Here is a 25,401-nt window from a genome sequence, read left to right as displayed (position 1 = left end):
CCTGCGCCCCGGATCGGGCCGGGCACCGCCACGCGGCGCACCATGGCGGTGCAGCTTTGCCGCCGCGCGCGCCGCGGCGCCCCGCCGTACGGGCCGCGCGGTTGCGCACGCTTCTTGCTCGCCTATTCTGTAGGTAAACTGGCAGCCCTCTCCTCGGCCGACATCATGAGCATGATCGACATCGATCCCCCCGGCTTTCAACCGCCCCGCCCCGTCGCCGGCGACGACGGCAACCGGCGTACCGTGCTGTATGGCGGCTACACCGTGTTCAGCGTGTTCCAGCCGGTCTTTTCCGTCTCGCACCGGCGCGCGATCGGCTATCACGCCTCCCTGCGTGCGCACGGCGAGGAAGGCAGCCAGGTGGCGTCGCACGAGGTGTTCACGCAGGCCGCGCGGCGCGGCGATCTGCTCGAGCTCGGCCGGCTCGCCGAATCGCTGCATCTGGGCAATTTCCACGCGTTCGACAGTCACGACGAATGGCTCTTCCTGAGCCTGCATCCCGCCGCGCTGATGGATACCGTCTATGGCGACGCGCTGCTCGCGAACCTGAAAGCGCTCGGACTGCCGCCGCACCGGGTGGTGCTCGAAGTCCCCGAGCAGGCGGGCGGCGAGACGCCGCGCTATGCCGCGATCGTCGACGGCTTGCGCAAGGCGGGCTTCCTGATCGCGCTCGGCGGCTTCGGCGCGAAGCATTCGAACATCGACCGCGTCTGGCATCTGCATCCCGATATCGTCACGCTCGACCGCGGCATCCTCGCGCAGGCGAGCGAGCACTCGCACCTTGAGCGCGTGCTGCCGGGCCTCGTGTCGCTGCTGCACGAATCCGGCCAGCTCGTGCTGATGGGCGGCATCTCGAACGAGCGCGACGCGCTGATCGCGCTCGAATGCGACGTCGATTTCGTGCAGGGACAATACTTCGCCGGCCCGAGCGTCGAGCCGGTCCAGCCGCAAGCCGCGGCGGGCTGCATGGACAGATTGTCCGCCGCGCTGCGTCTGCGTGTCGCGGAACGCGAACGCATGCAGGCGGCGCGGCTCGCCCCCTATGTCGCCGCGCTCGCGGAAGCCAGCGAGAAGATCGCCGCGGGCAACCCGCTCACACAGGCGGCCGCTACGCTGCTCGGGCTGCCGGAAACCGCGCGCTGCTTTCTGCTCGATGCGTCGGGCCGGCAGATCGGCGACAACGTGCTGCCGTGCGGCAGCGTCTCGCAACGCGCGAAACGCTTCCGTCCGCTGCTGCATTCCGAAGGCGCGAGCTGGGAACGCCGCCCGTACTTCATCCAGGCGATGCGTACGCCGGGCCGCGCTCATCTGACACCGCCCTACCTGTCGATCAACGAAGCGCACCTGTGCGTCACCGCATCGATCGCGGCGCCTGCCGCGAGCGGAATGCAGGTGCTTTGCGTCGACATCAACTGGGAAGCCGCGGTCCACCGCAACTGACCGGAGCGCCCGTCACGCCGACGGCGGCGGCTCGCCGGCATGATCCGGCTTGCGGACGATCAGCCGGCGCACGCGCTTGCCGGACGACGCGCTGACACCTTCATGCGCCGACGATCTGCACGCCGCCACCGGGCGCCGCGTGCATCCGGCCTGCGTCGAGCGGGGGATAACAGGCGTCCGCGCTCAGACGTGCGCGTCATGCGTGCCGCCGCGCACCGGCCCCGCGCGCTCCTCGACCCTTCGCCGCACCTCGCCGCGCAGCCCCGCGAAGAACGCGAGCTCCGCAACGACGAACAGCGGCCCGACCATCAGGCCGACGAGATCGTCGACGAACGCGGGTTTGCGTCCCTCGAAGTAGTGCCCGACGAACTGCACGATCCAGCCGACGACGAACGCGCCGATCCCGATGCCGAGCCATGTCGCGGTCGGCAACGCGGCGAGCGTCTGCCCGGCCCACAGGCCGAGCGCGAACAGCACGGTCATCACTGCGCCGAAACGCCGGTCGAGGCGCAGATAGAACGTGGCGAACGCGATCGTCAGCAGCAGCGCCGGCGTCAATGCGACGCCCGCCGCCGCGCCGATCGCGGGCCGCGACAGCAACACTTCGACCGCGAATACGATCAGCGGAATACCGACCAGATGCGTCGCGATGTTGCGCGCATCGCGATGGTAAGCCGCGTACTGCGCGAGATGATCCTCGAGCGCTTTCATGGCGTCTCCTCGTCGTTCGATGCACGCTATGATGCCCGTCTCGCCCCGCTCCCTCTGTCGGCTACCCGACATCGCGCCGCCATGCACCCGACGCTCGCCCGCTACCAGCCGCACATCGACGCGCAGCCGTGGTTTGCCGCGCTGCCGCCCACGCTGCGCGCGGATCTGCTGTCGCACGCCATATTGCGCCGTCTGCCGGCCGGACACGCGCTGTTCCGCCGGGGCGATCCGCCGTGCGGGCTCTATGCGGTGCTGAGCGGTTCCCTCACGATAGGCGCGGTGGACGCGCAGGGCAAGGAAGTGCTCCTGACGATCGCCGGGCCGATCACATGGTTCGGCGAGATCGCGCTGTTCGACGGCCTGCCACGCACGCACGACGCGATCGCGCTCGAGGATGCGCTGCTGCTGCACATCCCGCAGCCGGCATTGCTCGCGCTGCTCGACGCGACACCGCAGCATTGGCGGCAATTCGCGCTGCTGATGGCACAGAAGCTGCGGCTCAGCTTCCTGACCGTCGAGGCGATGAGCGTGATGCCGGCCGCGCAGCGGCTTGCCGCGCGTCTGCTCATGATTGCCGACGGCTACGGCGGCATCAGCGCCGGCCGCACGCGGATCCGGCTGTCGCAGGAAAAGCTCGCCGCGATGCTGTCGCTCACGCGCCAGACCACGAACCAGCTGCTGAAATCGCTCGAAGCCGACGGGATCGTGCGGCTCCACGTCGGCGCAATCGAACTCGTCGACATCGGCGCGCTGCGCCGCGCGAGCGGATTGCCGAGCCCGCCGGCATGAACGGCCGCGACGCCGCCCCGCCGTACACGCCGGCCACGCGTTGCGCTATCGTGGCGGCTCCGCCCTCACGACTCGACGCGCCTTGAGCATCTCGACCCTCTCACCTTCGCGCAACCCTTGGCCCATCTTCGCGGCCTTCCTGCGGCTCGGCCTCACGTCGTTCGGCGGACCGGTCGCGCATCTCGGCTACTTCCGCGAAGAGTTCGTCACGCGGCGTCGCTGGCTGACGGAGCGCAGCTACGCGGATCTCGTCGGCCTCTGCCAGTTTCTTCCCGGGCCGGCGAGCAGCCAGGTAGGCATGGCGATCGGACTCGCGCGCGCCGGCTATGCGGGCATGCTGGCCGCATGGCTCGGCTTCACGCTGCCATCCGCGATCCTGATGTTGCTGTTCGCGTTCGGCATTCACGGCATGGACGCGCCGCTCGCCGCCGGTGCGCTGCACGGCCTGAAGATCGTGTCGGTCGCGGTGATTGCGCAGGCGGTGTGGGGCATGGCGCGCAGCCTGTGTCCCGATGCGCGCCGCGTCACGATGATGGCCGCGGCCGCATGCGTCGCATTGCTGGCGCCGGCCGCGTGGACCCAGGTCGCGGTGATCGCCGCGGCCGGCATCGCCGGGCTGGCGTGGTTGCCTCAGCCGCCGCGCGTCGCGCACGAACCGTTGCCGATCGGCATATCGCGCCGCGCCGGCGCGCTGTGGCTCGCGCTGTTCGCCGCCTTGCTCGCCGGCCTGCCGCTCGCCGCCACTGCGTTGCAGTCGAGCGCGCTCGCGATGATCGACGCGTTCTTCCGCAGCGGCGCCCTGGTATTCGGCGGCGGACACGTCGTGCTGCCGCTGCTGCAAGCGGCCGTCGTCGCACCAGGCTGGGTCGCCGATTCGACCTTCCTCGCCGGATATGGCGCCGCGCAGGCGCTGCCGGGGCCGCTCTCGACGTTCGCGGTATTTCTCGGTGCATCGCTGCGCATCGCGCCGACCGGCTGGCTCGGCGGCGTCGTCGCGCTACTCGCGATCTTCGCGCCGTCGTTCCTGCTTGTCGCGGGCACGGTGCCGTTCTGGGAACATCTGCGCCGCAGCGCGCGGATGCAGGCGGCGCTCGCGGGCATCAACGCGGCGGTGGTCGGGCTGCTCCTCGCCGCGCTGTATCAGCCGGTCTGGACCCGCGCGATCGTTTCACCGCGCGATTTCGGCGCGGCGCTCGTCGCCTTCGTCGCGCTGACGTTCTGGCGCGCGCCGCCGTGGGCGGTCGTCGTGGCGGCGAGCATCGCGGGCGGCCTCGCCGGACACTGACGCGCCAGCCGAAAAGCACAAGCCCCGGTCCGTTGCCGGAGCCGGGGCTTGGGGCATGCGCGGCGGCGCTGACCGCCGCGCTGCGTGGAATCGCTTACGCGAAGTTCTTCGCGGCGAAATCCCAGTTCGCGATGTTCCAGAACGCTTCGACGAACTTCGGACGTGCGTTGCGGTAGTCGATGTAGTACGCGTGCTCCCACACGTCGATCGTCAGCAGCGCCTTGTCGGCGGTCGTCAGCGGCGTCGCGGCGTTGCTCGTCGACACGATGTCGAGCGAACCGTCCGCCTTCTTCACGAGCCATGCCCAGCCCGAGCCGAACGTGCCGACTGCCGCCTTCGCGAACGCTTCCTTGAACGCGTCGAACGAACCCCACTTCGCGTTGATGGCGTCGCCGAGCGCGCCCGACGGTGCGCCGCCGCCGTTCGGCGACAGGCTGTTCCAGAAGAACGTGTGGTTCCAGACTTGCGCGGCGTTGTTGAAGATGCCGCCCGACGACTTCTTCACGATCTCTTCCAGCGGCATGTTTTCGAATTCCGTGCCGGGGATCAGGTTGTTCAGGTTCGTCACATAAGCCTGGTGATGCTTGCCGTAGTGGTACTGGATCGTCTCGAGCGAGATGTACGGTGCGAGGGCGTCTTCAGCGTACGGGAGCGGCGGGAGCGTATGAGCCATGGCGAATTCCTTCGTTGAGTATGTAGGGAGGCTGTGTTGATTGCTGCCGAGCGTTCGATTGTAGGCGAGGACGAATAACCCCGCAAACTCACCGGACATTCTCTGCGGTATGCGTCAAACCGGCGTTCGCGCGGCGCCGCTCCGGCATCGCGCTCGCCGTCAGAACGCATCCGGCAGGCGCGGCTGCACATCGGCGAGCGACACGTCCGCCGAGCCTTCGGCGAGATGCACGGTCAACCGCCGTTGCGGCTTCAGCGCGCTCGGCGCGCGCACCGCCCGGCCCGTTTGCGTATCGATCAGCGCCGCGTAACCCCGCTCCAGCGTGCGCTGCGGACTCAGGACCTCGAGCCGCGCGGCGCATGCGGCCACGCGCGCGGTATCACGCTCGTAACGCCGCTGCAGCGCGAGCGCGAGGCGCTGCGACAGTCCGGTCAGCGTCTGGCGCGCATGCATCACATCGGGCCGCGCGCGCTGCCAGCGCAACTGCGCGAGCGCGAAACGGGCGCGCGCGTCGCGCACCGGCCGCGCCGCCGCCGACGCGAGGCGCACCGCAAGCTGATCGACGTGCGTGCGCTGGCGCTGCAACCGCTCGGCCGGACTGACGAGCCGGCGCGCGAGCCAGTCGAGTTGCTGCGCGCGCTGTTCCAGCGTGCGCCGCATCCCGCGCGCGAGCGCGCCCTGCCGGTCGCTCACCTCGCGCAGCAGCAGCGCGCGCTGCGGGCTCGCCAGCTCGGCCGCGCCGGTCGGCGTCGGCGCGCGCACGTCCGCCGCGAAATCCGCGATCGTGAAATCGGTTTCGTGCCCGACGCCGCTGACGACGGGCAGCGCGCTCGCCGCGATCGCGCGCGCGAGCCCTTCGTCGTTGAACGACCAGAGATCCTCGATCGAACCGCCGCCGCGGCACACGAGCAGCACATCGACTTCGTTGCGCGCGTTCGCGGTCTGCACGGCCGCCGCCAGCTTCTCGGCCGCGCCCGCGCCCTGCACGGGCGCCGGATAGACGATGACCGGGACATGCGGTGCGCGGCGCGCGAGCGTCGTCAGCACATCGCGCAGCGCGGCGGCCTGCAGCGACGTGACGATGCCGATCGCGCGCGGATGCGCAGGCAGCGGCCGCTTGCGCTCGGGCGCAAACAAGCCTTCAGCCTCGAGTTGCGCCTTGAGCCTGAGGAAGGCTTCGTAGAGCCGCCCCTGCCCGGTGCGCCGGATCGCCTCGACGCCGAGCTGCACCTCGCCGCGCGGCTCATACATCGTCACGACGGCGCGCACCTCGATCTTGTCGCCCTCGCGCGGCGTGAACTCCGCATGCTGCGCACGGCCGCGAAACATCACGCAGCGCATCTGCGCCTGCGCGTCCTTGATCGAGAAATACCAGTGGCCGCTCGCGGCACGCGTGAAGTTCGATACTTCGCCCGCGATCCACATCAGCGGGAACGTACGTTCGAGCATCGTCGAAATCGCGCGGTTCAGCGCCGAGACGGGAATCACGTCGTCGCCGCCGCGCATCGCGCCCGGCGCGGCAAAGGAGGAGTCGGAAAGCATGGACGGTCGGATGATGGGAGGCCGCGACACGATAGTCCGACATCAGTGCGGCGTCCAGCGGCGCGCCGCCCGCATTGCACAAAGTGAAAAGTGTCCACACCCGCGCAATCTCCTGAAAAAAAGTCCGGAAAACCCCGCAAAAACCCAGACAATTGATTGCAATGCATTGATTTTTATAATGTTTTCAATCTTCCGAAATGATTCTCATCCGATTCGAGGCCCGCCGGACGGGCATGTGCGACCATCGGACGCAGGTTTTTTCACAGAGTTATCCACAGGCGTGAATCGTCGGGACATTCAGCGGCTGGCGCCCGGCGACCCTTGCCGCGGTGGCTTGCGGCGCGCTAGAGTGCCGCCTTCCGCAGAATGTGCGGCTTGCGCTGCAACAACGGAGTGACTGCCTTGACGAACCCGTCCAACGCCGCGGCGCCGCACGCGCCGCGTCCCGCACGATGAGCGCGCCCGACGGCCTGCTCGCGCGCCTCGAAGCGCGCCTGACCCGCGAATGGCAGCGCCGCGGCGCCCTCGCCTGGGCACTCACGCCGCTGGCCGGCGTGTTCGGTGCGTGCGCGGCACTGCGGCGCGCCGCCTACGCGCAAGGATGGAAGAAGCCGGTCGACGTCGGCGTGCCCGTCGTCGTGGTCGGCAACGTGACCGTCGGCGGCACCGGCAAGACCCCGACCGTGATCGCGCTCGTCGATGCGCTGCGCGCGGCCGGTTTCACGCCCGGCGTCGTGTCGCGCGGTTACGGCGCGAACGTCAAGGCGCCGGCCGCCGTGACACCGGCGTCGCGCGCGAGCGAGGCCGGCGACGAGCCGCTGCTGATCGCGCGTCGCACCGGCGCGCCGGTCTGGGTGTGCCCCGACCGCGTCGCCGCCGCACAGGCGCTGCGCGCCGCGAACCCGCGCGTCGACGTGATCGTCAGCGACGACGGGCTGCAGCACTATCGTCTCGCGCGCACGGTCGAACTCGTCGTGTTCGATCACCGGCTCGGCGGCAACGGCTTCCTCCTGCCGGCCGGCCCGCTGCGTGAGCCGCTGTCGCGGCACCGCGATGCCACGCTCATCAACGACCCGTACAGCGGTGCGCTGCCGCCGTGGCCCGACACATTCGCGCTCGCGCTCGCGCCCGGCGACGCCTGGCATCTCGACCAGCCCGCGCGACGACGCCCGCTCGCGCAGTTCGGCGGCGAGCATGTGCTCGCGGCGGCCGGCATCGGCGCCCCGGAGCGCTTCTTCGCGACGCTGCGAGCCGCGGGCCTGGCCCCGGCGACGCGCGCGCTGCCGGATCACTATGCGTTCGCCGACAACCCGTTCGTCGACGATCGCGCGGATGCGATCCTGATCACCGAGAAGGATGCAGTAAAATTGGGCGCTTCCTGGCGCGACGCTCGAATCTGGGTTGTCCCGGTCGAAGCCGCGCTCGATCCTCGCCTCATTGCCCTCGTTGTGGAGAAACTCCGTGGACGCTCGCCTGCTTGAAATCCTTGTGTGCCCTGTTTGCAAAGGCCCGCTCCACTATGACCGCGCCGCGCAGGAACTGATCTGCAACGCCGACAAGCTCGCCTATCCGATCCGCGACGGCATCCCCGTCATGCTGGTCGACGAAGCGCGCCAGACCGTCGAAGGCACGCCGGTCGATCCGGCCGGCCGCTAAAGCCCGCTTCGGCCGGCCAGCGGGCGCCGCAACCGCGCCGCCCGCCGCTTCCCTCACACGATTCCCCCGCACGATGCCCAACCCGCCGCCTTTCATCGCCGTCATTCCTGCCCGGCTCGCCTCGACCCGGCTCCCGAACAAGCCGCTCGCCGACCTCGGCGGCAAGCCGATGGTGGTGCGCGTCGCCGAACGGGCGCGCGAAGCGGGCGCGCAGCAGGTGCTGGTCGCATCCGATGCGCAAAGCGTACTCGATGCGGCGCTGTCGCACGGCTTCGAGGCGGTGCTCACGCGCGCCGACCATCCGTCCGGCACCGACCGTCTCGCCGAAGTCGCCGCGCATTTCGGCTGGAGCGACGACACGATCGTCGTCAACGTGCAGGGCGACGAACCGCTGATCGACCCGGCGCTCGTATGCGACGTAGCGTCACATCTCGCCGCCCACCCGGCGTGTGCGATCGCCACCGCCGCGCATCCGATCCACACGGCAGCCGACGTGTTCAACCCGAACATCGTGAAGGTCGCGCTCGACGCGCAAAGCGTCGCGATGTACTTCTCGCGCGCGCCGATTCCATGGTGCCGCGACGCGTACCAGCCGCACTGGCCCGACGTCGCAGCCATGCCTGCGCCTGCGTTTCCGGTGTATCGGCACATCGGACTCTATGCCTACCGTGCGCGTTTCCTGCGCACCTACCCGTCGCTCGCGCAGGCGCCGATCGAGCAGGCCGAGCAGCTCGAACAGCTGCGCGCGATGTGGCACGGCGAGCGCATCGCCGTCCTGACGACCGAGCGCGCGCCAGAAGCCGGCGTCGATACACCGGCGGATCTCGAGCGAGTGCAGGCCCTTTTTCGGCCGGATTCAAAATAACCCGTGGCATAATCGGGCGGTTGTGCGAGCCGTCCGCGATCTGCGCACCTCCGCTTGCCCCCGCCGCAGCCATGCCGGCAGCCGCGCGTCGCTGTTCCGACGCGCCGTGTCAGACCGGTCCCGCCGCGTGCCAGGCAAGCCACCGCGCACGACATCGCCGAGCCTCTATGCCTCGCCACACGAATTTACATACTGGAGAGATCACCATGCGTTTGATCCTGTTGGGCGCGCCCGGCGCGGGAAAAGGCACCCAGGCAAACTTCATCAAGGAAAAGTTCGGCATCCCGCAAATTTCGACGGGCGACATGCTGCGCGCGGCGGTCAAGGCCGGCACCCCGCTCGGCGTCGAAGCAAAGCACTACATGGATGAAGGCAAGCTCGTGCCGGATTCGCTGATCATCGGTCTCGTCAAGGAGCGCCTGAAGGAAGCGGACTGCGCGAACGGCTACCTGTTCGACGGCTTCCCGCGCACGATCGCGCAGGCCGATGCGATGAAGGATGCCGGCGTGGCAATCGACTACGTGCTGGAAATCGACGTGCCGTTCTCGGAAATCATCGAGCGCATGAGCGGCCGCCGCACGCACCCGGCGTCGGGCCGCACCTATCACGTCAAGTTCAATCCGCCGAAGGTGGAAGGCAAGGACGACGTGACGGGCGAACCGCTGGTTCAGCGCGACGACGACAAGGAAGAAACGGTCAAGAAGCGCCTCGAGGTGTACGACGCGCAGACCAAGCCGCTCATCACCTACTACGGCGACTGGGCGACGCGCGGCGAGGAAAACGGCCTGAAGGCGCCCGCGTACCGCAAGATCTCCGGCCTCGGCACGGTCGATGAAATCCGCGAGCGTGCGTTCGCCGCGCTGAAGTAAGCGCAGCACGGCAATCGCCGACAAGAAACCGCCCTTTCGGGCGGTTTTTTTTGTGCCGGCCACTTTGGCACGATCGTTCGATTGAGCACGCCGGCGTACCGCCGCCCGTACAATCAGCGCATCGATTACGTCCGACCGGTGCGTCTGCGCGCCGGCATTCCGATCAACAGCTTGGCCTGTGACCAGCGTACGAGGCATAAGGCCGGCGCCGGCGCGCAATAGCGCCGACGCCGGCCGGTATCTGGTCGCGGCAGACACCGGAGACATACATGGATATTCGCGGCAACGTCTTTCTGATCACGGGCGGCGCATCGGGACTCGGTGCCGGCACCGCCCGGATGCTGGCCCGGGAAGGCGGCAAGGTCGTGCTGGCCGACCTGAACGAAGCGGCGGGCGAAGCGCTCGCCCACGAACTGGGCGGTGCTTTCGTCCGATGCGACGTGTCGCGCGAGGAAGATGCGCAGGCGGCCGTCGACGCGGCGACGCACGCCGGCACGCTGCGCGGCCTCGTGAACTGTGCGGGCATCGCGCCCGCCGTGAAAACGGTCGGCAAGGAGGGCCCCCACCCGCTCGACGTGTTCGCGAAGACGATCAACGTCAACCTGGTCGGCACCTTCAACATGATCCGTCTCGCGGCGGCGGCGATGAGCGCGAACGCGCCGAATGCAGACGGCGAGCGCGGCGTGATCATCAGCACCGCGTCGGTCGCGGCCTTCGACGGCCAGATCGGGCAGGCCGCCTACGCCGCATCGAAGGCCGGCGTCGCCGGCATGACGCTGCCGATCGCGCGCGACCTGTCGCGCAATGCGATCCGCGTGATGACGATCGCGCCCGGCCTCTTCGAGACGCCGATGCTGCTCGGCATGCCGAAGGACGTGCAGGACGCGCTCGGCGCGATGGTGCCGTTCCCGCCGCGGCTCGGCAAACCGGCCGAGTACGCGATGCTCGTCCGGCAGATCATCGAGAATCCGATGCTCAACGGCGAAGTGATCCGCCTCGACGGCGCGATCCGGATGCAGCCGAAGTAAACCGGCACGGCATCGGCACATGCGACAACGCCCGCGATGTGCGCACAGCGCATCGCGGGCGTTTCATCTCCTGCCCGGCGCGGCCGGCCGCCGCTCAGTGGTTGCCGCTCAGTCGTCGCCGCGCAGCATCCGCTGCCGCAACTCGGCGAGTTGCGCCTCGACGACGCCGGCATCGTCGGCATCCGGCCGCTCGCCGATATAGTGCTCGAGATCCTCGATCGCCGGCCGCAGATAATCGAGCCGCGCGTATGCAAAGCCGCGGTCGCGCACCTCGTCGAGGTGCCCCGGCAGCAGGATCACGAGCCGCTGCTGCACCGCGAGCAGCCGTTGCCAACGTTCCGTCTGCAAATAGATCGTCTTCAGGTTGCGCAGCATCCGCGCAATGATCTCGCGGCTCGTCGCCGGCCGCAGCAGCGCACGCAATGCGCTGTCGACCGCGCCGGCCGCACGTGCGACATACGGTTCCAGCATCTCGACCATCTCGCTTTCGGACAGCGAATGGCCGTTGGTCGGATCGATGATCAGCTCGCCATCGGACAGCGTGACGCGCAGCAGGAAATGGCCGGGAAACGATACGCCGCGCGCCGGCACGCCCAGCTGCTCGGCGAGTTCCAGGTACAGCACCGCCAGCGAGATGGGGATCCCCCGCCGGCGCTTCAGCACGACGTTCAGGTGGCTGTTGTCCGGATCGTAGTAATCGTTGTGGTTGCAGGCGAAACCCAGCTCGCGGAAAAAGAAGTCGTTCAGCGCAACGACCTTGTCCCTGAGATCCGGCTCGCCGGACAGCCGCCGGCGCAGCCGCATCGCAAGCACGTCCAGCTCGGCGAGCGTCCCTTGCAGGTCGAGATCGGGGTACGCATCCTGCGCCAGCGACAGCGCGGTTTCGGTGACGGGCAGACTGTCGTCGTCCGCCACCAGCGTGCCGAAATAATCGAGGACGCGGGTCATCACATTCGTCACTTGGCGCGCCTTCTGAAGTAAGCGTATTTGAAGCCCATCACCCACAACATACCGAAATATAGTGCAGCAAACAGCACGAGGCACGCCGCCATCAGCGCGATACGCGCGAGCGGTTGCGTGCGCAGCCCGGTCCAGTCGAAGCTGATCGCGAACCAGTGCATGGTGCCGGCGAGCACGAGGGACGCACCGGCAAGCTGCGCGAAGAACCGTGTCCACCCCGGCGACGGCAGATAGATGCCGCGGCGCCGCAAGCCGAGGAACAGCAGCAGCGAGTTCAGGCATGCGCCGACGCCGATGCTGAGGGTAAGGCCCGCGTGGCCGATCATCGGCACGAACACGTAGTTCGACAATTGCGTGACGACGAGCACGCCGACCGCGATCTTCACCGGCGTCTTGATGTCCTGCTTCGCATAGAAGCCCGGCGCGAGAATCTTGATCAGGATGATGCCGACGAGGCCGATTCCGTACGTCGCCAGTGCGCGCGCGACCATCGTGACCGTATGCGCATCGAACTTGCCGTAGTTGAACAGCGTCGCGGTCAGCGGCGCGGCGAAGAAAAAGAGCGCGAGCGCGCTCGGCGCGGCGAGCAGGAACGTGACGCGCAGCCCCCAGTCGAGCAATGCCGAATACTCGGTCGCATCCGCGTCGACGTGCGCCTTCGACAGGCTCGGCAGCAGGATCGTGCCGAGCGCCACGCCGAGCAGCGCGGTCGGGAATTCCATCAGCCGGTCGGCGTAGTTGATCCACGACACCGCGCCCTGCCCGAGCCGCGACGCAATGTTCGTATTGATGATGAGCGACAGCTGGGCGACGGACACCGCGAAGGTCGCCGGCACCATCTTCGCGAGCACGCGCTTGACGCCCGGATGCCGCAGCGCGCGCAGCGGGTTCAGGCCGATCCGCGGCACCATGTCGATCTTGCGCAGGCCCGGCAACTGCACGGCGAACTGCAGCACGCCGCCGGCGATCACCGCCCATGCAAGCGCGTACACGGGCACTTTCAGGTACGGCGCGACGAATACGGCCGCGACGATGAACGCCACGTTGAGCAGCACCGGCGCGAACGCGGGCAGCGAGAAACGCTTGTAGGTATTCAGCACGCCGGACGCAAGCGTCGTCAGCGAGATGAACACGATGTACGGGAACATGATCTGCGTCATCGCGACGGCAAGCGGGAACGCCTGGCCGTCGGTGCGCAGCCCCGACGCGACCGCGTACACGACCCACGACGCGGCGGCGACCCCGGCGACCGACAGCCCCGCCAGCACCCAGGCGAGCACGGTCGACATCGCGTTGACGAGCGCCTTCGTCGCGTCGTGCCCCTGCTGGTTCTTGAATTCGGCGAGGATCGGCACGAACGCCTGCGAAAATGCCCCTTCGGCAGACAGGCGGCGCAACAGGTTCGGAATGCGGAATGCGACGTAGAACGCGTCGGTATATTGACTGGCGCCGAACGCTCGCGCGATCAGCGTCTCGCGGGCCAGTCCGGTCACGCGCGACAGCAGCGTGAAGCCGCTGACCGTCAGCAGGGCTCGGAATAGATTCATGGGGCGCTTATTATACGGACGTTGTGCGGCACGGCACGGCCGCAGGCCGAAAAGCGTGCCGCCGACATCCCCGCCTCGACCCCGTGCATCGCCGGCTTGCCACTCGCTTGATTTTGTTGCTATAATCGCCGGTTTCTGAGCCTGTTACATGTGCGGCGCATGCCGTTTCCATGTCTCGGCCTCGGTTAAAACTCACGTTTTTTTATGCGCCCCTGAGCAATCGTTCTCAGGGGACGGATCGAAAAGCAGCGCTTGGCCGTCAGGCTCCAAGCTCTGGAAACAGGACAGGATAAGGAACCGTCATGGCTAACTCCGCACAAGCACGCAAGCGCGCCCGCCAGGCCGCGAAGGCAAATTCGCACAACTCGGCGCTGCGCTCGAAATTCCGTACCGCGATCAAGGCCGTTCGCAAGGCAATCGAAGCCGGCGACCAGGCAAAGGCTGCCGAGCTGTTCAAGGCCGCTACGAAGACGATCGACACGATCGCCGACAAGAAGATCGTGCACAAGAACAAGGCCGCTCGCAGCAAGAGCCGCCTCGCCGCAGCCGTCAAGGGCCTGCAGGCAGCAGCGTAAGGCCGGCGCGCCCGTCACCGCGCGGGCGCACCTGTCTTCTGCGATCGACAAAAAGCCCGCATCCGCGGGCTTTTTGTTTTGCATTCCGGTGTCGCCAGCGCCTCCCCGCCCCGTGCGCCCGGAGCAGGCCAGCGCGGCACGCGCGCTATCCCGCGCTCACTTCTTCTCGTAGTCGGGCAATTCGCATGCCTCGGTGACGACAAGGTGGTTGTCTTTCGCGAAGTTCATCACAAAGTCGAAGGCCATCGGCTCGACGTCGCGCAGACGGGAATCGAGGATCACGCATTTCGTGTCGCCCAGCAGCGTCGGGCGTACATATAGCGAGTACTGGAGCCGCGCATTCGGCCCGCTCGCGCCCGGCCCGAAGCAAGACATCACACCAGCCAAGCGCTCCGACCAATCGCTCGGCCGAAACTTTTTCCCATCTTTCGTGATGCCCTGAATGAAGTATTCGGTCGAGGGGGTTTCAGCCATGTGGTTACCCAAGTGACAGCCTGGCAGTACACAGGCGATGCCGCCTGGACATACGAACACAAACCGGAAAACGACGCCCGGACACCCGCAAGCGGGCTGCCGGCGCAATCTGCGCGGTGCGCTGCACTGAAATTGTGCAGCGCACGGCATGTATCCGGCAGACCCGTCATGACGCTTGACCGCCGGGCTTGAGAAAGCCGCGGAATTATACCGCAGCGCGCCATCGCGCGGCGTCTCGCGCCCTGCTTCCTCCCTCGCCTCGGCACGTGTCCGGCCGGCGACCCGGCTCGTCAAAGCGGGAAAAATCCTTTATGCTGCTTTGAGTTATCCACATCCGACGGCGGCGCCGTCCGGCCAGACGGCCGGTCGAATTCCGCCGTATCTTGTTTCATGACCGCCAAAACCATTCGTCACTACCTGCAGTTCAAGGATTTCTCGCTGGAAGACTACGAGTACGTGCTCGAACGCACGGGTATCCTGAAGCGCAAGTTCAAGAACTACGAGACCTACCATCCGCTGCACGACCGCACGCTCGCGATGATCTTCGAGAAGAGTTCGACGCGCACGCGCCTGTCGTTCGAAGCCGGCATCTTCCAGCTCGGCGGCCACGCCGTGTTCATGAGCACCCGCGACACGCAGCTCGGCCGCGGCGAGCCGGTCGAGGATTCCGCGCAGGTGATCTCGCGGATGGTCGACATCATCATGATCCGCACGTTCGAACAGGACATCATCCAGCGCTTCGCGGAAAACTCGCGCGTGCCGGTGATCAACGGCCTGACGAACGAATATCACCCGTGCCAGGTGCTCGCCGACATCTTCACGTATTACGAACACCGCGGCCCGATTCGCGGCAAGACGGTCGCGTGGGTCGGCGATGCGAACAACATGCTGTACACGTGGATCCAGGCCGCGCAGATCCTCGGCTTCAAGCTCCGCCTGTCGACGCCGCCGGGCTATACGCTCGACATGAAGCTCGTCGCGCCGGATAGCGCGCCGTTCTACGAAGTCTTCGACGATCCGAACGAAGCGTGCAAGGGCGCCGATCTCGTGACGACCGACGTATGGACGAGCATGGGCTTCGAGGCCGAGAACGAAGCGCGCATGAAGGCGTTTGCCGACTGGTGCGTCGACGAGGAAATGATGGGGCACGCCAACCCCGACGCGCTCTTCATGCACTGCCTGCCCGCGCATCGTGGCGAGGAAGTGACGGCCGGCGTGATCGACGGGCCGCAGAGCGTCGTGTGGGACGAGGCGGAAAACCGCCTGCACGTGCAGAAGGCGCTGATGGAGTTCCTGCTGCTCGGCCGGTTGCAGCACTGACCCGCGCCGCATTCGAGGAAAACGCCGATCGCCCGATCGGCGTTTTTATTTGTCCCGGCCGCGGCACGATCCGATCCGGCTACGCGCGCCCGGCAAGGTCGTCCCGGTGTCAGGCCCGATTCACAGACACACCGGTTCCGGCTCCAGCTCGACGCCGAACCGCTCGCGCACGTCGTCCTGGATCGCCCGCGCGAGCGCGAGTACCTCCGCGCCCGTCGCGCCGCCACGATTGACGAGCACGAGCGCCTGCCGGTCGTGCACGGCCGCGTTGCCAAGCGCGCGTCCTTTCCAGCCGCAGCGGTCGATCAGCCAGCCGGCGGCAAGCTTCACCCGCCCGTCCGGCTGCGGATACGACACGACGTCGGGCGCCCGCGCACGCAGTGCATCGAATGGCCCGGCATCGATCACCGGATTCTTGAAGAAACTGCCCGCATTGCCCAGCACGAGCGGATCGGGCAGCTTCGCGCGACGGATCGCGACGACCGCGTCGAATACGTCGCGCGGTGTTGCCGCATCGGGTGCGATGCCGCGTGCGTCGAGTTCGCGCGTGACGTCGGCGTAGGCGAGCCGCGGCGTCCAGCGTTTCGGCAGACGGAATGTCACCGATGCGATCGCGAACCGTCCGCGCCCTTCACGCTTGAAAAAACTGTCGCGATAGCCGAACGCGCAGTGTGCGGCGTCGAAGCGTTCGCTGCGGCCCGTCGCCAGTTCGACCGCGACGAGCGAATCGAAATACGTCCTCATCTCGAGCCCGTACGCGCCGATGTTCTGGATCGGCGCCGCGCCGACCGTACCCGGAATCAGCGCGAGGTTCTCGAGGCCCGGCATCCCGTTTTCGAGCGTCCACGCGACGAAGGCGTGCCAGTTCTCGCCGCCGCCCGCCTCGACGTACCACGCGTCGTCGTCCTCGCGTACGACCTGGCGGCCGGCGATCTCGTCGAGCAGCACGAGGCCGTCGAAATCACGCGTGAACACGACATTGCTGCCGCCGCCGAGCACGAGGACCGGCAGGTTCGCGACGCGCGCGTCGCGATGGAGCGCCGCGAACTGCGCCGCGCACGTGACACGCGCGGCGACGCGCGCCTTCACGTCGAAACCGAACGTGTTGCGCAGCGGATGATCGGGAAGCAGCGACAGGGAGGAATCGGCTGAAAGCATCGGCAATGACGGTCATGCGGCCGGGCCGCGCGCGGGCGGCCTTGGGCAAATGGGGGGGCGCCGGTAAAATGGCAAACAGTCCGCAATTATAGCGAGTGCCCGCGCGCCAGCCGGGTTCGCGCGTTTACAGGGAGAATGCCATGCCATCGTTCGACGTCGTTAGCGAAGCGAACATGATCGAAGTGAAGAACGCCATCGAGCAGTCGAACAAGGAAATTTCGACGCGCTTCGACTTCAAGGGCTCCGACGCACGCGTCGAGCAGAAGGACCGCGAACTGACGCTGTTCGCCGACGACGACTTCAAGCTCGGCCAGGTCAAGGACGTGCTGATCGGCAAGATGGCCAAGCGCAACGTCGACGTGCGCTTCCTCGACTACGGCAAGGTCGAGAAAATCGGCGGCGACAAGGTCAAGCAGGTCGTGACGATCAAGAAGGGCGTGACCGGCGATCTCGCGAAGAAGATCGTGAAACTGGTCAAGGACAGCAAGATCAAGGTGCAGGCCAGCATCCAGGGCGACGCGGTGCGCGTGGCGGGTGCGAAGCGCGACGATCTGCAGAACGTGATCGCGATGCTGCGCAAGGACGTGACCGACACCCCGCTCGACTTCAACAACTTCCGCGACTGATTCGTCGCGTCTCTCCGCCGGGCCGCCGCGCGCGCCCGGCGCATCCTGCCTCAGGCCTGCCCGTTGCCGTTCGCGGGCGCCTTCTTCTTGTCCCCGATCCGGCTTTCCTGCCCCGCCAGCAGCTTCGAGATGTTGCTGCGGTGACGCCATACGAGCAGCACGCTCATTGCCAGCACCGCCCACGCGACCGGATTGCCGTGCGTGCCGAACAGGAATACGTCGAATACGGGCGCGAACACGGCCGCGACGAGCGCCGCCAGCGACGAATAGCGGAAGAAGAACGCGACGATGAGCCAGGTCAGCGCGGTCGCGAGCCCGAGCACCGGATGCACGGCGAGCAGCACGCCGGCGGCCGTCGCGACGCCCTTGCCGCCCTGGAAGCGGAAGAACACCGGATACAGGTGACCGAGGAACACGGCGATCGCCGCCCATGCAACCGCGACGTCGCCGAAGCCGAAGCGCTTGACGAGCCAGACGGCGAGCCAGCCCTTGAACGCGTCGCCGACCAGCGTCAGGATGGCCGCCTTCTTGTTGCCGCTGCGCAGCACGTTGGTGGCGCCGGGATTCTTCGAACCGTACGAGCGGGGGTCGGCCAGGCCCATCGCGGCACTGACGACGACGGCAAACGACACCGAGCCGATCAGGTAGGCAGCGAGGGTGACGAGCAGGATCTGCATGCGGAGGACTCTTCTTTCAACGTATCGATGGAACGGACGGCCGCGCGCGATATCCGCGGCAGGCCGAAGCGGCGCTCATTCTACCGAAGCCGCGCGGGGTGCAGCGAAGGTGAAACCCTCAGTCGACGCTCGCGCACTGCACCGGCTGCGCGCCGAGCAGCGTCGTCAGCACGGACGGCGCGAGGCTGACGAGGTAGCCGCGACGACCGCCGTTCAGGTAGATCGTCGGTAATTCGAGGATCGTCGACTCGACGTAGACCGGCATCGTCTTGCGCGTGCCGAACGGCGACGTGCCGCCGACGAGGTAGCCTGAATGGCGGTTCGCGATCTCGGGCTTGCACGGCTCGATGCGCTTTACGCCGATCTGGCGCGCGAGGTTCTTCGTCGACACCGTGCGATCGCCGTGCATCAGCACGATCAGCGGCTTCGCATGCTCGTCCTCCATCACCAGCGTCTTCACGACCGCATGCTCGTCGACGCCGAGCTGGCGCGACGATTCGCCGGTGCCGCCGTGATCGACGTAATCGTACGGATGTTCGCCGAACGTGACGCCGTGGCGACGCAGCATCTGGGTCGCAGGCGTTTCGGATACGTGTCTGGATTTGCTCATGGCGGCATTTTAATGGGGAATGGCGGCGCACCGCCGCGCGGCCGGGTTGCCCGCCCGGTCGCGCCGGCCACGCTGCCCGCGCCGACCGCGCCGCCCGCCGGAGGTATACTCGCCGTCCCGTTTCGGCATCCCGCCGGCGGCCACGGCATCCGGCGCGCGTCGCGGCGGCCCGGCCCCGATCCGGGCATCATGGCGCAGATTCACGCAGCGCGACTCGCGACTGACCACGCGCTCGATTGTGGCCCGCGCTGCGGCATGGCACGATCATTCGCCAGCATCGCGCCGCCGCGATTTTCCCCCGGCTCCCATTCAGGAAACGCCATGACCTCGCCCATTCCCCCATCCGCCCCGCTCGACATCGACGCGCTGCTGGCCGCCCTGCCCGGCCGGATCGCCGACGTTCCTGCTCGCTGGGCGGCCCAGGCCCCCGACCGGCCGGCGCTGATCGAAGACGCGCGCCGCCTGTCGTACAGCGAGCTGGCGCGCGCGGTCGAGGCGGCCGCCGCGCATCTCGCCGGCTGCGGCGTACGCGGCGGCGACCGGGTGATGATCGTCGCGGAGAACAGCGTCGCGCAGATCGTGCTGCTGTTCGCCGCGGCGCGCCTCGACGCATGGGCGCTGGTGTCGAACGCGCGGCTGTCGCCCGTGGAACTGGATGCGATCGCCGATCATGCGCGCCCGAAGCTGATCGCGTTCGTCGACGAGACCTCGGCGGACGCACGCGCCCACGCCGCGCGGCACGGCGCGACCGCCGCGCCCGCGCTTGCGGTCGATATCGGGACATGGTCGTACCGTGTCGACGCCGACGCGCCCGGCGAACCGGTGGCAGCCGACGGCGCGGCGCAATGCGCGGCGCTGATCTACACGACCGGCACCACGGGCACGCCGAAGGGCGTGATGCTGTCGCATCGCAATCTGCTGTTCATCGCGGCGATCTCGAGCACGCTGCGGCGCGTGACGCCTGACGACGTCGTCTACACGGTGCTGCCCGTGTCGCACGTGTACGGTCTCGCGTCGGTCTGCCTCGGCAGCCTGTATGCGGGCGCCACGCTGCGGCTGGTGCCGCGCTTCGCCCCCGAAGCCGTGCGCGTCGCGCTCGCGCACGAAGACATCACGATCTTCCAGGGCGTGCCCGCGATGCACGCGAAGCTGCTCGACCATCTGCGCACGCACGGCCACGCATGGCACGCGCCACGCCTGCGGTTCGTGTATTCGGGCGGCTCGCCGCTCGACGCCGACCTCAAGGCGCGCGTCGAACGCCTGTATGGCCTGCCGCTGCACAACGGCTACGGGATGACCGAAAGCAGCCCGACGATCACGCAGACCCCGCTCGATGCACCGCGCAGCGACTGCTCGGTCGGCCTGCCGATTCCCGGCGTCGAGTTGCGGATCGTCGCGCCGGACGGACGGGAGGTGACGCCGGGTGAAATCGGCGAAATCCGGGTGCGCGGGCCGAACGTGATGCTCGGCTATTACCGGAACGCGGATGCGACCCGTGCGGCCGTGACGCCGGACGGCTGGCTGAAGACCGGCGATCTTGCGCGGCAGGACGCCGACGGTGCGGTGACGATCGCCGGACGCAGCAAGGAGCTGATCATCCACTCGGGCTTCAACGTGTATCCGGTCGAAGTCGAGCAGGTATTGAATGCGCATCCGGACGTCGTGCAGGCCGCCGTGGTGGGACGCGCGGTGGAGGGAAACGAGGACGTGCTCGCGTTCGTCGAACTGGCGCCGGGCGCGACGGCCACCGAGGACACGCTGCACGCATGGTGCGCGGCACGGCTCGCGCCGTACAAGCGCCCGGCACGCATCCGCGTGCTCGACGCACTGCCGTCCGCATCGACCGGCAAGGTGCTCAAGCACAAGTTGCGCGAACTCACCTGAGCCGCGCGCGAACCCGGATGCCGCGGGTTCATGTGCGCGTGTGGCTGCACGTCGCCGTGCCTGCCACAGCCGACGCTACCGCACGTCGCGGCGTTCGATCGCCGGCAACCACGCGCACCGCCCGCGTCAGCCGCGCGGGTGGTGATGCGCATGCAGCGACTTCAGGCGTTCGCGCGCGACGTGCGTATAGATCTGCGTCGTCGAGATATCGCTGTGCCCGAGGAGCAGTTGCACCACGCGCAGGTCGGCGCCGTGGTTCAGCAGATGCGTCGCGAATGCATGACGCAGCGTGTGCGGCGACAGGTGCGCACGGATGTCCGCCTGCTGCGCGTGACGCTTGATGATGTTCCAGAACTGCTGACGCGTCATGCCCTCGCCGCGAGCGGTCACGAACAGCGCATCGGCGGCCCGCGCACCGAGCAGCGCGGGCCGCGCGCTGCGCAGATAACGCTCGATCCAGCCGTACGCGACTTCGCCGAACGGCACGAGCCGTTCTTTCGCGCCCTTGCCCATCACGCGCACGACGCCCTCGTTGAGGCCGACCTCGACCGTCTTCAGCGTCACGAGTTCGCTCACGCGCAACCCGCTCGCGTACATCAGCTCGAGCATCGTGCGATCGCGCAATCCGAGCGGCGTCTCGACGTCCGGTGCGCCGAGCAGCGCCTCGACCTGCGCCTCGGACAGCGTCGCAGGCACGCGCGCCGCCTCCTTCGCGGACGTGATGCGCAACGTCGGATCGGCCGCCGCGCGACGCTCCCGCACCGCCCAGCCGTAATAGCGACGGAACACCGACAGACGCCGGTTCAACGATGTCGCCTTGCCATCGCTGCGTGCGGTGATATATGCCGTCACCATCGTCTCGTCGGCGGCATCGAGCGGCGCGTCGTGCGTGTCGGCCAGCCACTGCGAAAGCAGCGTCAGATCGCGGCGGTACGCATCGAGTGTATTGCGCGCGAGACCATGCTCGAGCCAGATCGCGTCGCAAAACAGATCGATCGACGCGCGGCTTGCGATCAGCGCGGGCGACGCCGCGGCTGCATCGTGCGCGGCGTCCATGGAAAGCAACGGCTCGCTCATTGGTACGGCACGCCCTCGTGTGCGAGCAGCCAGCGCTTGACCTTGAGGAAATAGCCGTCGTCGTCGTGGTTCGCGAAGCCGCCGATGCCGCCCGCCGCGACGACGCGATGGCACGGAATGACCAGCGGGAAGTAATTTGCGCCACATGCCTGCCCGACGGCGCGGGGCGCGCTGCCGATCTGTTTCGCGACCTGGCCGTACGTCAGCACGACGCCGGGCGGGATCGCGCGGATCGCATCCCATACGCGGTGCTGGAAGCCGGTGCCGACCTGGGCGAGCGGCAGATCGAAGGTCGCCGATGCCCGCTCGAAATAGCGCTCGATCTGCTGCACCGCGCGTTTGGCGAGCGGCGTGTCCGGATCGATGCTCCGCACCGATTCGGGCAGATAGACGATTTCCCGTACCACCGATTCATCCGTGCGTATGCCGACCTTGCCGAACGGCGCGTCGATCACTGCATTGAACATTGCTTTCTCCTGTCGACCCGAGTTATCGCTTTAGCGATTACTCGGATCCCATGCTTCGCGGTCGACCCGAGTTATCGCTTCAGCAGCGACTCCGATCCCACGCAAAACCGAATTCACCTCAAACGGCACGCCAGCCAATCCGACTGACGAATCGAACCCGCACTTTACGCCGTCCTCACGCCGCACGCAGCGCCCATTCGACATGTTCTCGCACGAGCGGGGACGGATCGTCGGCACGCGCGCGCAATGCCGCGATGATCGCGTCGCGCGCATCGGGCGCAAGCCGGCCCGCCGGCGCGCGCAGCGCGTTGCCGAGGCCGACCGCGAGATTGCGCAGCCAGCGTTCGTAGCCGATGCGCCGGATCGCGCTGCCCTGCATCCGCGCATCGAACGCCTCCGCGCACCAGCCGAACAACTCGACGAGCGTCGCGCGGTCGAGCCCGTGCCGCACGTCGAAATCGGCGACGGGCGCCGCCTGCGCGAACTTGTTCCACGGACACACGAGCTGACAGTCGTCGCAGCCGTACACGCGGTTGCCGATCATCGGCCGCAACGGCTCGGGGATGCTGCCGTGCAGTTCGATCGTCAGATAGGAAATGCAGCGCCGCGCATCTACGCGGTACGGCGCGACGATTGCGCCGGTCGGACAGGCATCGATGCAGCGCGTGCAGCTTCCGCAATGCGCGCCCGGCGTCTCGGGGGCGGCCTCGGGCGCGATCTGCGCATCGGTGGGCAGCGGAATGTCGACGTAGATCTCGCCGAGGAAAAACAGCGAGCCGGCGTCGCGCTGCAGCAGCAGCGTGTGCTTGCCGCGCCAGCCGACGCCCGCCTTCTGCGCCAGCTCGACTTCGAGCACCGGCGCGGAATCGGTGAACACGCGATAGCCGAATGCGCCGATCTCGCGCTCGATGCGCTCGGCGAGCGTCTGCAAGCGGTTGCGCAACACCTTGTGATAGTCGCGGCCGCGCGCATAGATCGACACGACGGCCGCCTGCGGATCGTCGAGCCGCGCCCGCTCCCGCGCGCGCCAGTCGCGCGGCGACGCGTCGCATGCCGCATCGTCGCCGTCTTCGGACGCGAGCGTGCCGGCCGGCAGATACGCGAGCCGGGCTGAAATCACACGTCGCGTACCTGACACAAGTTCGGCCGGCCGCGCGCGTTTCATCCCATGTTTCGCCATATAATCCATCTCGCCGTGGCATCCGGCTTCCAGCCAGGCGGCGAGCCCCGCTTCGGCATCCGAGAGATCGGTATCGCTGATGCCGATCGCCCCGAAACCCAATTCGCGCCCCCACGTCCTGATGCGCGCAGCGAGCGCCGCCAGCGCCGCATCGTCGAGGACGCACGGCGCCGTCCCCTCGTCATGTGTCGAGGGCATGTCAGTTGCGGCGAGTTCCGTCATTCGGTTCATCGCACTATTTTACGAGAATGCCAGCCACGTCCAGCCACACGCCACACGCCCCGAAGCTGCCCGCGCCGCTCGCGGAACGCGTATTCGCCCTCGCCGACGAAGCGGCGACCGACGCGTTCGGCCTGCGTTTCGCGCAAGCGCTCGACGCGGCGCGCGCGGCGCTCACCCGCGAGCATGCGTTCAACGGCTTGCAGATCCAGCTGGTCGGCGACCTCGGCGCGGGCAAAACGACCCTCGTGCGCGCGATCCTGCACGGCCTCGGGCATCGCGGCCGGGTGCGCAGTCCCACTTATACGCTCGTCGAGCCTTACGCGCTCGAACGCGATGACGGGGAACTCGAGGTCTATCACTTCGATCTGTATCGTTTCAACGATCCGGCCGAATGGTCCGATGCCGGCTTTCGCGAATACTTCAATTCCAGCGCGATCTGCCTCGTCGAATGGCCGCAGCAGGCAGGCACGCTGCTCGGTGTGCCCGATCTGGTTTTCTCGCTCGACGTGGACGGCGACGGCCGCGCCCTCACCGTCCGGGCCTACAGCGCTTCAGGAAACGCATGTCTCGAAAGATGTTGATCAAACCGTTCCGCTCGATCGAATCCGCCGCGACCGCCACCCACAACTGGCGACGCCGGCAGATTCTGTGCGCCGGCGCGTCGACGCTGCTGCTCGGCCTCGCGATGCCGCGGCTCGCGCACGCGACGTCGGTGCTCGGCGTGCGGGTGTGGCCCGCGCGCGATTACACGCGCGTGACGATCGAATCCGACCAGCCGCTGCAGAATTCCCAGCAACTGCTGCAAGGCCCCGACCGTCTCGTCGTCGACCTGAACGGCCTCGAGCTCGACCAGGCGCTGCGCGACCTCGTCTCGAAGATCGCGCCGAACGATCCGCAGATCAGAACGGTGCGCGTCGGCCAGTATCAGCCGCACGTCGTGCGCATGGTGTTCGACCTGAAAGGCTCGGTCAAGCCGCAGGTATTCACGCTGCCGCCGGTCGGCACCTACAAGTACCGGCTCGTGTTCGACCTGTATCCGGCCGTCGCGCCCGATCCGCTGACGGATCTGATCGCGCAGACGGAGCGCAAGGAACAGCAGCTCAATGAAACGGCGCGCGCGCAGCAGGTGCAGCCGCCGACCGCCCTGAACGGGCCGACCACGCTGCCCGCGCCGGGCGGCGACGGCAGCGACGCGTTCTTCCAGCGCTTCGCGCAGAACACGCCCGCGGCGCCCCACGCGCCGCCGGCCGCTGCGGCCGGGACGCATGCCGCACCGCCCAAGCCCGCCGTCAAGCCGCCGCCCGTCATCGTCCGCAAGAACGAGACCGACGACGGCGACAGCGACACGTACGCGTTCACCGCGCCGAAGTCCGGCAAGGGCGGCACCGTGCGCCTGCTGACGGTCGCGATCGATCCCGGCCATGGCGGCGAGGATCCCGGCGCAATCGGCGGCAACGGCACGTATGAAAAGCACATCGCGCTCGACATCGCGAAGAAGCTTCGCGCGAAGATCGACGGTGCATCGAACATGCGCGCGATGATGACGCGCGACGCCGACTTCTTCGTGCCGCTCAACGTGCGCGTGCAGAAGGCGCGGCGCGTCGGCGCCGACCTGTTCGTGTCGATTCACGCGGACGCGTTCACGACGCCGTCCGCACGCGGCTCGTCGGTGTTCGCGCTGTCCGACCACGGCGCGTCGAGCGCCGCGGCCCGCTGGCTCGCGAACAAGGAAAACGCGTCGTAAAACTAAATCTGCGCCACAACAT

25 protein-coding genes and 1 pseudogene are annotated in these 25,401 nt (G+C 67.8%); 14 read left to right on the top strand and 12 right to left on the bottom strand.

Annotated elements, in window-relative coordinates; translation table 11 throughout:
* Positions 1 to 165: 165 nt before the first annotated feature.
* The gene (locus KH616_RS06285) at positions 166 to 1,440 is read left to right on the top strand and encodes an EAL domain-containing protein (protein WP_292238041.1); all 1,275 of its coding nucleotides are present in this window, start codon (positions 166 to 168) and stop codon (positions 1,438 to 1,440) included.
* A gap of 183 nt (positions 1,441 to 1,623) precedes the next feature.
* Here the strand turns inward: KH616_RS06285 and KH616_RS06280 are convergent, their stop codons facing one another.
* Positions 1,624 to 2,151, bottom strand: coding sequence for an Mpo1-like protein (locus KH616_RS06280; RefSeq protein WP_292238040.1), 528 nt, complete (start codon positions 2,149 to 2,151; stop codon positions 1,624 to 1,626).
* Between the two features lie 81 nt (positions 2,152 to 2,232).
* Between KH616_RS06280 and KH616_RS06275 the strand changes: the two genes are divergently transcribed.
* Both KH616_RS06275 and chrA read left to right on the top strand, forming a co-directional pair.
* Positions 2,233 to 2,940, top strand: a complete 708-nt coding sequence (locus KH616_RS06275; RefSeq protein WP_292238039.1) for a Crp/Fnr family transcriptional regulator — start codon at positions 2,233 to 2,235, stop codon at positions 2,938 to 2,940.
* 82 nt (positions 2,941 to 3,022) lie between these two features.
* Positions 3,023 to 4,225: a chromate efflux transporter gene (chrA, locus tag KH616_RS06270; RefSeq protein WP_292238038.1), complete on the top strand. Its 1,203-nt coding sequence runs from the start codon at positions 3,023 to 3,025 to the stop codon at positions 4,223 to 4,225.
* 94 nt (positions 4,226 to 4,319) lie between these two features.
* Here chrA and sodB read toward each other — a convergent pair whose 3' ends face one another.
* Complete coding sequence (gene sodB, locus KH616_RS06265; RefSeq protein ID WP_292238037.1) at positions 4,320 to 4,898, bottom strand: superoxide dismutase [Fe]; 579 nt, start codon at positions 4,896 to 4,898, stop codon at positions 4,320 to 4,322.
* A 159-nt stretch (positions 4,899 to 5,057) separates the two neighbouring features.
* Positions 5,058 to 6,440 carry an exodeoxyribonuclease VII large subunit gene (gene xseA, locus KH616_RS06260; RefSeq protein WP_292238036.1) on the bottom strand — a complete coding sequence of 461 codons (1,383 nt, stop codon included), beginning with the start codon at positions 6,438 to 6,440 and terminating at the stop codon, positions 5,058 to 5,060.
* 452 nt (positions 6,441 to 6,892) lie between these two features.
* Here xseA and lpxK point away from each other — a divergent pair, with 452 nt between their 5' ends.
* The 5 genes from lpxK to KH616_RS06235 all read left to right on the top strand — a co-directional run bounded on the left by lpxK (position 6,893) and on the right by KH616_RS06235 (position 10,858).
* On the top strand, positions 6,893 to 7,921 hold the full coding sequence (gene lpxK / locus KH616_RS06255; RefSeq protein ID WP_292238035.1) for a tetraacyldisaccharide 4'-kinase: 1,029 nt from the start codon (positions 6,893 to 6,895) through the stop codon (positions 7,919 to 7,921).
* Positions 7,902 to 8,096 carry a Trm112 family protein gene (locus tag KH616_RS06250; RefSeq protein WP_017333984.1) on the top strand — a complete coding sequence of 65 codons (195 nt, stop codon included), beginning with the start codon at positions 7,902 to 7,904 and terminating at the stop codon, positions 8,094 to 8,096. Before lpxK ends, KH616_RS06250 begins: the two co-directional genes overlap by 20 nt.
* A gap of 73 nt (positions 8,097 to 8,169) precedes the next feature.
* Complete coding sequence (gene kdsB / locus KH616_RS06245; RefSeq protein ID WP_292238034.1) at positions 8,170 to 8,961, top strand: 3-deoxy-manno-octulosonate cytidylyltransferase; 792 nt, start codon at positions 8,170 to 8,172, stop codon at positions 8,959 to 8,961.
* 206 nt (positions 8,962 to 9,167) lie between these two features.
* On the top strand, positions 9,168 to 9,830 hold the full coding sequence (adk, locus tag KH616_RS06240; RefSeq protein WP_292238033.1) for an adenylate kinase: 663 nt from the start codon (positions 9,168 to 9,170) through the stop codon (positions 9,828 to 9,830).
* Positions 9,831 to 10,099: 269 nt separating this feature from the next.
* A complete protein-coding gene (locus tag KH616_RS06235; RefSeq protein ID WP_292238032.1) occupies positions 10,100 to 10,858 on the top strand; it encodes a 3-hydroxyacyl-CoA dehydrogenase in 759 nt (252 codons plus the stop codon).
* A 108-nt stretch (positions 10,859 to 10,966) separates the two neighbouring features.
* On the opposite strand, the gene KH616_RS06230 is transcribed toward KH616_RS06235, so the two are convergent.
* The gene (locus KH616_RS06230; RefSeq protein ID WP_292238031.1) at positions 10,967 to 11,806 is read right to left on the bottom strand and encodes a SirB1 family protein; all 840 of its coding nucleotides are present in this window, start codon (positions 11,804 to 11,806) and stop codon (positions 10,967 to 10,969) included.
* An 8-nt stretch (positions 11,807 to 11,814) separates the two neighbouring features.
* Positions 11,815 to 13,410, bottom strand: a complete 1,596-nt coding sequence (gene murJ, locus KH616_RS06225; RefSeq protein WP_366834259.1) for a murein biosynthesis integral membrane protein MurJ — start codon at positions 13,408 to 13,410, stop codon at positions 11,815 to 11,817.
* 257 nt (positions 13,411 to 13,667) lie between these two features.
* Here murJ and rpsT point away from each other — a divergent pair, with 257 nt between their 5' ends.
* Complete coding sequence (rpsT, locus tag KH616_RS06220) at positions 13,668 to 13,940, top strand: 30S ribosomal protein S20 (protein ID WP_292238029.1); 273 nt, start codon at positions 13,668 to 13,670, stop codon at positions 13,938 to 13,940.
* Positions 13,941 to 14,096: 156 nt separating this feature from the next.
* Here the strand turns inward: rpsT and KH616_RS06215 are convergent, their stop codons facing one another.
* Positions 14,097 to 14,414, bottom strand: a complete 318-nt coding sequence (locus tag KH616_RS06215) for a DUF3579 domain-containing protein (RefSeq protein WP_292238028.1) — start codon at positions 14,412 to 14,414, stop codon at positions 14,097 to 14,099.
* A 390-nt stretch (positions 14,415 to 14,804) separates the two neighbouring features.
* On the opposite strand from KH616_RS06215, the gene argF reads away from it, so the two are divergent.
* Positions 14,805 to 15,734, top strand: coding sequence for an ornithine carbamoyltransferase (argF, locus tag KH616_RS06210; RefSeq protein WP_292238027.1), 930 nt, complete (start codon positions 14,805 to 14,807; stop codon positions 15,732 to 15,734).
* A 120-nt stretch (positions 15,735 to 15,854) separates the two neighbouring features.
* Here the strand turns inward: argF and murB are convergent, their stop codons facing one another.
* A complete protein-coding gene (gene murB / locus KH616_RS06205) occupies positions 15,855 to 16,898 on the bottom strand; it encodes a UDP-N-acetylmuramate dehydrogenase (protein ID WP_292238026.1) in 1,044 nt (347 codons plus the stop codon).
* A gap of 134 nt (positions 16,899 to 17,032) precedes the next feature.
* Here murB and KH616_RS06200 point away from each other — a divergent pair, with 134 nt between their 5' ends.
* Positions 17,033 to 17,518: a YajQ family cyclic di-GMP-binding protein gene (locus KH616_RS06200; RefSeq protein ID WP_292238025.1), complete on the top strand. Its 486-nt coding sequence runs from the start codon at positions 17,033 to 17,035 to the stop codon at positions 17,516 to 17,518.
* A gap of 50 nt (positions 17,519 to 17,568) precedes the next feature.
* Here KH616_RS06200 and plsY read toward each other — a convergent pair whose 3' ends face one another.
* Positions 17,569 to 18,195, bottom strand: a complete 627-nt coding sequence (gene plsY, locus KH616_RS06195) for a glycerol-3-phosphate 1-O-acyltransferase PlsY (RefSeq protein WP_292238024.1) — start codon at positions 18,193 to 18,195, stop codon at positions 17,569 to 17,571.
* 118 nt (positions 18,196 to 18,313) lie between these two features.
* Positions 18,314 to 18,805: an aminoacyl-tRNA deacylase gene (locus KH616_RS06190; protein ID WP_292238023.1), complete on the bottom strand. Its 492-nt coding sequence runs from the start codon at positions 18,803 to 18,805 to the stop codon at positions 18,314 to 18,316.
* Positions 18,806 to 19,126: 321 nt separating this feature from the next.
* Here KH616_RS06190 and KH616_RS06185 point away from each other — a divergent pair, with 321 nt between their 5' ends.
* Positions 19,127 to 20,689, top strand: a complete 1,563-nt coding sequence (locus KH616_RS06185; RefSeq protein WP_292238022.1) for an AMP-binding protein — start codon at positions 19,127 to 19,129, stop codon at positions 20,687 to 20,689.
* A 126-nt stretch (positions 20,690 to 20,815) separates the two neighbouring features.
* Here KH616_RS06185 and xerD read toward each other — a convergent pair whose 3' ends face one another.
* From xerD to queG, 3 genes are all read right to left on the bottom strand, one after another.
* Entirely contained in the window at positions 20,816 to 21,766 is a 951-nt protein-coding gene (gene xerD / locus KH616_RS06180) for a site-specific tyrosine recombinase XerD (RefSeq protein ID WP_292238021.1), read from the bottom strand.
* Positions 21,763 to 22,233 carry a methylated-DNA--[protein]-cysteine S-methyltransferase gene (locus tag KH616_RS06175; protein WP_292238020.1) on the bottom strand — a complete coding sequence of 157 codons (471 nt, stop codon included), beginning with the start codon at positions 22,231 to 22,233 and terminating at the stop codon, positions 21,763 to 21,765. The genes xerD and KH616_RS06175 overlap by 4 nt, the downstream gene beginning before the upstream one ends.
* A gap of 175 nt (positions 22,234 to 22,408) precedes the next feature.
* A complete protein-coding gene (queG, locus tag KH616_RS06170) occupies positions 22,409 to 23,644 on the bottom strand; it encodes a tRNA epoxyqueuosine(34) reductase QueG (RefSeq protein WP_292238019.1) in 1,236 nt (411 codons plus the stop codon).
* A 17-nt stretch (positions 23,645 to 23,661) separates the two neighbouring features.
* Here queG and tsaE point away from each other — a divergent pair, with 17 nt between their 5' ends.
* Both tsaE and KH616_RS06160 read left to right on the top strand, forming a co-directional pair.
* A complete protein-coding gene (gene tsaE / locus KH616_RS06165) occupies positions 23,662 to 24,216 on the top strand; it encodes a tRNA (adenosine(37)-N6)-threonylcarbamoyltransferase complex ATPase subunit type 1 TsaE (protein ID WP_292238018.1) in 555 nt (184 codons plus the stop codon).
* Positions 24,198 to 25,376, top strand: a pseudogene (locus tag KH616_RS06160) (N-acetylmuramoyl-L-alanine amidase); the annotation flags it as partial. The gene tsaE and the pseudogene KH616_RS06160, both read left to right, overlap by 19 nt.
* Between the last annotated feature and the right edge of the window lie 25 nt (positions 25,377 to 25,401).

Origin of the sequence: Burkholderia sp., assembly GCF_018375725.1 — a bacterium.
Lineage (GTDB): Bacteria > Pseudomonadota > Gammaproteobacteria > Burkholderiales > Burkholderiaceae > Burkholderia.
The sequence above is the reverse complement of the archived record's forward strand: the minus strand, read 5'-3'. Positions and strand labels throughout refer to the sequence as shown.